Source organism: Paenibacillus timonensis, from assembly GCF_022427145.1.
GTDB lineage: Bacteria > Bacillota > Bacilli > Paenibacillales > Paenibacillaceae > Fontibacillus > Fontibacillus timonensis.
Genome location: NZ_JAKSXN010000111.1, coordinates 1 through 6320, shown reverse-complemented (window position 1 = coordinate 6320; position 6320 = coordinate 1). Strand labels below are relative to the sequence as shown.

Annotated in this window: 4 protein-coding genes; all 4 read right to left on the bottom strand. The window is 55.4% G+C overall.

The genetic code is table 11. The annotated features are described in order from the left end of the window. Positions 1–57 precede the first annotated feature (57 nt). Positions 58–2442: a phosphoketolase family protein gene (locus MJ257_RS24160; protein WP_240271733.1), complete on the bottom strand. Its 2385-nt coding sequence runs from the start codon at positions 2440–2442 to the stop codon at positions 58–60. A gap of 260 nt (positions 2443–2702) precedes the next feature. Next, on the bottom strand, positions 2703–3431 hold the full coding sequence (locus tag MJ257_RS24155; RefSeq protein ID WP_240271732.1) for a GntR family transcriptional regulator: 729 nt from the start codon (positions 3429–3431) through the stop codon (positions 2703–2705). 314 nt (positions 3432–3745) lie between these two features. Beyond that, positions 3746–4696: an SMI1/KNR4 family protein gene (locus tag MJ257_RS24150; RefSeq protein WP_240271731.1), complete on the bottom strand. Its 951-nt coding sequence runs from the start codon at positions 4694–4696 to the stop codon at positions 3746–3748. Between the two features lie 100 nt (positions 4697–4796). After that, a complete protein-coding gene (locus MJ257_RS24145; RefSeq protein WP_240271730.1) occupies positions 4797–5717 on the bottom strand; it encodes a PadR family transcriptional regulator in 921 nt (306 codons plus the stop codon). Positions 5718–6320: the final 603 nt, after the last annotated feature.

Sequence of the window (6320 nt, the reverse complement as noted above, 5' to 3'; positions counted from 1 at the left end):
AAAAAGCCCGCTCCCAGAAAGGGAACGGGCCTAAAACGTATCCTAATGTTGCGTTTCTTATTTCAACGGTTTCCAAACCCAGTTTTCCACTTCCGGCAGGTCAACGCCTTCCTCGCGGATGTAGGCATGGTGCTTCTTCACCATCGCATCCATTTCGGCGGCGATCGAAGCGTATTGCTCGGCGTTCGGCAGGTTCAACACCGCTTCCTTGACCAGGTCGAACCGGTCCATTTGATTCACCACGCGCATATCGAACGGCGTCGTGATGTCGCCGTTTTCGCGGTAACCGTGAACGTGCAGGTTATGGTTGTGGCGGTCGAAGAAGAGGTCCTTGATCAGGCCTTCATAACCGTGGAACGCGAACACGACCGGTTTGTCTTTGGTAAAGAACGCATCGAATTCGTCATCGGACAAGCCGCGCGGATCCAGCTTCTGGCTTCTCAGCTTCAGCAGGTCGACGACGTTGATGTAACGGATTTTCAGATCCGGCAATTTCTCGTGCAGGATGTTGATCGCGGCCAAGCTCTCCATCGTCGGCTCCGTGCCGGAGGAGGCAAACACGATATCCGGCTCGCCGCCTTGGTCGGTACTTGCCCAATCGATGACTTTCAAGCCCTTCTCCACCAGTTCCGCGGCTTCATCGGCCGTAAACCACTGCGGACGCGGATGTTTGGACGAGACGATCAGGTTGATCTTCTGGCGATCGTTCAGAATTCGGTCGAATACGGCCAGCAGCGTATTGGCGTCCGCCGGCAAATACTCGCGGATGAATTCCGGCTTTTTGTCAGCCAGATGGCCCAGCAAGCCTGGATCCTGGTGCGTATAGCCGTTGTGGTCCTGCTGGAACACCGTGGATGTCGCCACGACGTTCAGGGAAGGAATCTTCCCGCGCCAGCCATGATCCGTCGCTTTGCGCAGCCATTTGAAGTGCTGCGTGATCATCGAGTCGACCACGCGCAGGAACGCTTCGTAGCTGGCGAAGAAGCCGTGGCGGCCGGTCAGCACGTAGCCTTCCAGCAAGCCTTCCGCCTGATGCTCGGACAGCTGCGAATCGATCACGCGGCCGTAGGAAGCCAGGAATTCGTCGTTCGGCTCCTTCACGGCGTCGAGCCATTGGCGTTTAGTGACGTCAAACACCGGTCCAAGGCGGTTGGACATCGTTTCGTCCGGGCCGAAGATGCGGAAGTTCTTGTTCGTTTCGTTCAGTTGCACGACCTCGGCCACGTATTTGCCCAGCACGGCCATGTCCTGAGCAATAACTTTACCCGGTACGGAGTTATCCAGCGCATAGTCCCGGAAATTCGGAAGGCGCAAGTCCTTCACCAGACGGCCGGCGTCGGTGACCGGATTTTTGCCCATGCGGCGGTTGCCCTTCGGCAAAATTTCGGCGAGTTCGTCTTTCAAGCGGCCGTTCTCGTAGAACAGCTCCTCCGGACGGTAGCTCTTCATCCATTCCAGCAAAGCCGGAGCGTGCTGCATGTTCTTTTGGTCTACCGGAATCGGCACTTGGTGGGCACGGAACGAATTCTCGTTCGGCACGCCGCCCCATTCCTTCGGTCCCGTCCAGCCTTTCGGGGAACGGAATACCAGCATCGGCCATACCGGACGGGTAGCATCCCCGGTTTCGCGCGCATGCTTCTGGATGGCTTGGATTTTCTCGACGATCGTGTCCAGTGCTTTCGCCATCGCCGGATGCATCAACTCCGGATCTTCGCCTTCGACGAAAATCGGCTCCCAGCCCATGCCTTTGAAATACGCGGTCATTTCCTCGTTCGTTTGGCGGGACAGGATCGTTGGGTTGCTGATCTTAAATCCGTTCAGGTGCAGGATCGGCAGAACGGCTCCGTCCGTGATCGGGTTGATGAACCGGTTGGAGAACCACGATGCCGCGAGCGGTCCGGTTTCGGCTTCGCCGTCACCAACAACGACCGCCGAAATAAGGTCCGGATGGTCCAAAATCGCGCCTGCGCCGTGCGAAAGCGAATACCCCAATTCCCCGCCTTCGTGAATCGACCCCGGCGTTTCCGGTGCCGCGTGGGAAGCAACCCCGCCCGGGAAGGAGAACTGCTTGAACAGCTTCTTCATCCCTTGAAGATCCTGCGTAATTTCCGGATAAATTTCCGTGTAGCTGCCGTCCAGATAAGAGTTCGATACCATGACCTGTCCGCCGTGGCCCGGTCCTTCAATGTAGAACATGTTCAGGTCGTATTTGCAAATGACCCGGTTCAAGTGGGCGTAAATGAAGTTTTGGCCCGGAATGGTGCCCCAGTGCCCGATCGGCTTCACTTTCACGTCCGATTCCTTCAATGGTTCCAGCAGCAGCGGGTTGTCCTTCAGGTACAGCTGCCCCACCGAGATATAGTTCGTTGCGCGCCAATAGGCGTCCAGCTTGGCCAGGTACGTTTTGGAGGAATAATCGACGTTCGTCATCGTAAATGCCATTTCTTCCACTCCCTTTGTCTTTGTTTTCTTTTTCTGTTTGGTTCGATTCTAACCTTGTGAATGTTTTCACCTATACTTCTATAATAACGACCTTTTCGAAAATTGATACGGTCCAATTACGTGAAATATTGAACATAGTATGAAAATTGATCGGTCCGCCGCTGTATCCCCGGTACCTTTAGCATGCCCATTTTGCCCGCCGCCGGATAAAAAAAAGCAAGCCGAACCTGGGTTCAGCCTGCTTGGATGCCGTCCGATACTTATTTCTCCTGTACCGAAACAAACGTATTGAATTTCGAATATTTGTAGTGGAAGCGCATGTGCGAGAACTCGAACGGCGTGCCGTTATCCAGGAAGAAGATCCCCTCCATGATGCTGACCGGCTCATGCGTCGCCAAATGCAGCAGCTCCTGGTCCTGCGAATTGGACGGCTCGGCGTAAATCGACAGGAACGACTTGGTCACGGCCAGGTTCCGCGAGTCCTCCAAATAGTTGAAGATCGATCCCTCGATGATCGTCTGGTTCAGGTCCTGCACGATTTTGATGGGGATGTACCCCGTTTCGATCATGAAGGGCTCCTCGTCGAACAGGCGCAACCGGACGATTTTGTACACGAAATCATGCGGCTCCAGGAACAAATCGCGCTGCAATTCCTCGGTCGGCGGAATCACCTCGAAGCTGAGCACCTTGACCTTCGGCCTCTTGCCGTGCATCTGGAAGTTGTCGGTGACCCCGAGATTGGAGCCTTCGTAGTTGAAGATCGACTCGTTTTTTATGTATAAGGGATTGATGAACGTGCCGGAACCGCGCTTCTTAAAAATAATGCCGTCATGCTCCATTTTCGTCAGCGCGCGCTTTACCGAACTTCGGCTCACCTGGTACGTCTCACTCAGGCTGCGCTCGTCCGGCAATCTCATATTTGCAAACTGACCGGAGAAAATTTTCTTCTTCAGGTCGTCGATGATTTGCTTATAGACCAATTGTGCCATGGGGTACCTCTCCTTCTCTTCTCATTCTACCCTTTTTTGGCGGAACGAGGAACTCCTTATTCCCTATACTCAAGGAGAGACGGGAGATTATCGATGAAATTTCGAGTATAATTCACCAATTCAGTCGATTTCGGAGGAATAAGCATGAAGTTTCATATCCATAAGGGCCTCAAATGGGCGGAATCCGGGAATCTGTATGAAAAATCGTATGCATGAGGTAAAAAGCCGCCGGGATATGATATCCTGGCGGCTTATTTGAATCCGGGCTTGCCCCGCGTGCGAGCCCTCCCAGAAATGGGCGTTTTGCTTGACGGTTAGCTTTGCGCCCCGCCCGTCAACCCGTGGACGAACGCCTCGAAGTTCGGCGCCAAGCGGGTGACCTTCTTGCTCACCTTCTCGACGTAAACCACCTCGGGCTCGCCGTCATTGGCGGATTCGCGGTAGTCGAGCATAACCACCCCGGCGTCGGACGGCGTATCGCAGAGGACGACGCCGAATTCGGGATACCCCTCCCGCTCGATCGTCGCGCGGCTCCCGGCAGCCCCGCACAGCGAGTGCGGCTTCTCTCGCCCGATGCCCATGAGGCCCAAAATTTCGACGGTCTCGCCGGATTCGCTCCGGAAATACCGGTTGCGGGGGATTCCGCCGTTATGTACTTTCATCAGGTTCACGTAGAAAGCCGGCAGGCGGAATACGAGCGACTCCTCCACGGACTCGATCAGCGCGTCCGTCGGCGGCGCGGAGACGTACTTCTCCGCCGCGGGATTGCCGTCGTCCCAGAAGCCTGCCGCGTCAAAGTCACCTTCGAAAGCGACCGGCGCCGCCGCGATGTGCTCGGCCTCCGGTTTCGTTGCTTCCGCCGCACCAGGCTCCGCCGCCTCTTGAGCCGCTTCCTCGCCCCCGGTCTCGCCTTCGGCCGTTTTCTCCGCGATCCAGCCGAGGAACTCCAGCGTATCCTCGTCCCCCGGATCCAGCCGGTCGGCGTTCTCAAACGCGGTCCGCGCTTCGTCGTACCGCTCCAAATAGTAATACGCCAGGCCGATCCGGTAATGCCAAAGCGGATCGTCTTGTCCTTCTTCGGCAGCGGTCAGAAATTGCTCGACCGCCTCGTCGTAACGCTCCAGATTGTTCAGCGCCCGCCCCAAATGGCTAATGAGCTCATAATCTCTTTCCTCCGCCGGCACGTCCATAACGGCTTGAACGATTTGTTCGTATTCATCTTCTTCATGCCACGTTTGCAGTTGTTCCAATAGCTCTTCTCTCATCGATTGGCCTCCCAAGCGCTTAGTCCATAAGCAAATTATACCATCCCCGGGACATGCATCACCAGCGAGGCCAACTTGGACGAACGCAGGCCTTCCTGCCCTAACTTCCCGCTAACCAATTCTCCGCTTCGGCTTGGGTGGCAAACACCCGGAACGCGTTCCCTCGATTGAATTCGGCGAGCAGCTCCTTCATCCGGCCTTTAATGAGGCTCCCGTCGGCGGCAACAATCGCAGCCCGGAGCGAGAAGTTGACGAATTTCTGCAGTATTTCGCCGGCTACTCCGGTTCTTAATTTAAAGAAATCCTCGGATAACGCCTCGGCATGGACGGCGAGCAGTCCGGCATTATGCTCGATGCACGCCTCGATCAAGCGAATGGCGTCCTTGCCGGTGGCGATCGGCGGTTCGGCGGAGGTCACGACGACGATGGTTTGATTGTTTTTTTCCACAAGTTGATAGTTCACGGGTTTCTCTCCTTCCTTCGTATGGCGGATTCCCAAATCTTCGCGCAGTTGGCGGATCCAGTCGAGTTCGCTTCGATATTGCTCCAGAACGCGGCCATGGATTTGATCCCATAAATAGGCCTCCCGAGGCGTACGGCGCGGTGAAAATTCGCCTCGGCGTTGCTTCTCCTCCTCTGCGGCGATCTGCAGGTAAATTTCCTGCTCGTACCCCGTAAGGAGGGTGTTTAGCTCGCTTGAACCCAGCGAATCCGCCCAGGCGAGGCGCACTAGGAACGTGTTTTTGAACTCCGGCAGCTCCGGTGGGGACAGCACCCAGGCCTTCAGTTCTTCCCGCCCGGCGTCCGTGATCGTATAGATCTTCTTCGACGGGGCGCTGTCCTGATGGTGAACCTCGTTGGTCACCCAGCCTTCCTCCAGCAGCTCAACCAGCGCCTTGTATATTTGATTGTTGTTGCCCGACCAAGGCATAAACGGCGAATCCTGAATAATCTTCTTCAAATCGTAACCGGTCAGGGACCGGGCGCTCAGCATCCCCAAAATCGCATAGCTGATCGACATTCGACTCACCCCTGCTTTCTTTAACCTATGTTAATAGTAACATATGTTTTTAAAAACGCAAGAGTTCCTGGGGATAGGGAGGGGCTAGGTCGGCACAAGGCAGAAAAAGGGCTTGGGCGAATAAGGGAGCGTAGAGAGAAGGGGCTAAAAGGGCAAAGGAGCGGGTGAAGGATGGTTAGTTGGGATTAGTGGAGCTAAAGGGTGCTGGTGGGCCAGGGGTGCTAAGGGGGGAGGGGCGGTGGGTAAGTGGAGCTAAAGGCGCTGGTGAGCCAGGGTGGCTAAGGGTCAGTGGGTAAAGAGTGCTGGTGTGCTAGGGTAGCTTAGGAGCAGTAGGTCAGTGGACTAAAGGGGGCTAGAGCGAGCTAGATAATGGAGCTAAGTAAGCCATCGATGTCACGGCAGAGAGGGCAGCTACGGGAGTCATCGTAACCCACCTAAGTTACGACAGCCACGTTAGTCAAAGTAACCCACCTCCGCTAACGGACAGGAGAGCCGTTATTTGTCCTAAAAGGTTCGACTCCAAAATCTAACGGACTCCACGGACCTTATTGGGCTCAAGTTGACGTTATTTTCCCCTTTATGCTCCCCATAAGGTCGCTCCAG

Excerpts from the sequence above, each read along its gene's own strand:
- MJ257_RS24155 (WP_240271732.1), bottom strand. The coding sequence starts at position 3,431 with ATGGCACAATTGGTCTATAAGCAAATCATCGACGACCTGAAGAAGAAA.
- MJ257_RS24150 (WP_240271731.1), bottom strand. The coding sequence starts at position 4,696 with ATGAGAGAAGAGCTATTGGAACAACTGCAAACGTGGCATGAAGAAGAT.
- MJ257_RS24145 (WP_240271730.1), bottom strand. The coding sequence starts at position 5,717 with ATGTCGATCAGCTATGCGATTTTGGGGATGCTGAGCGCCCGGTCCCTG.
- MJ257_RS24160 (WP_240271733.1), bottom strand. The coding sequence starts at position 2,442 with ATGGCATTTACGATGACGAACGTCGATTATTCCTCCAAAACGTACCTG.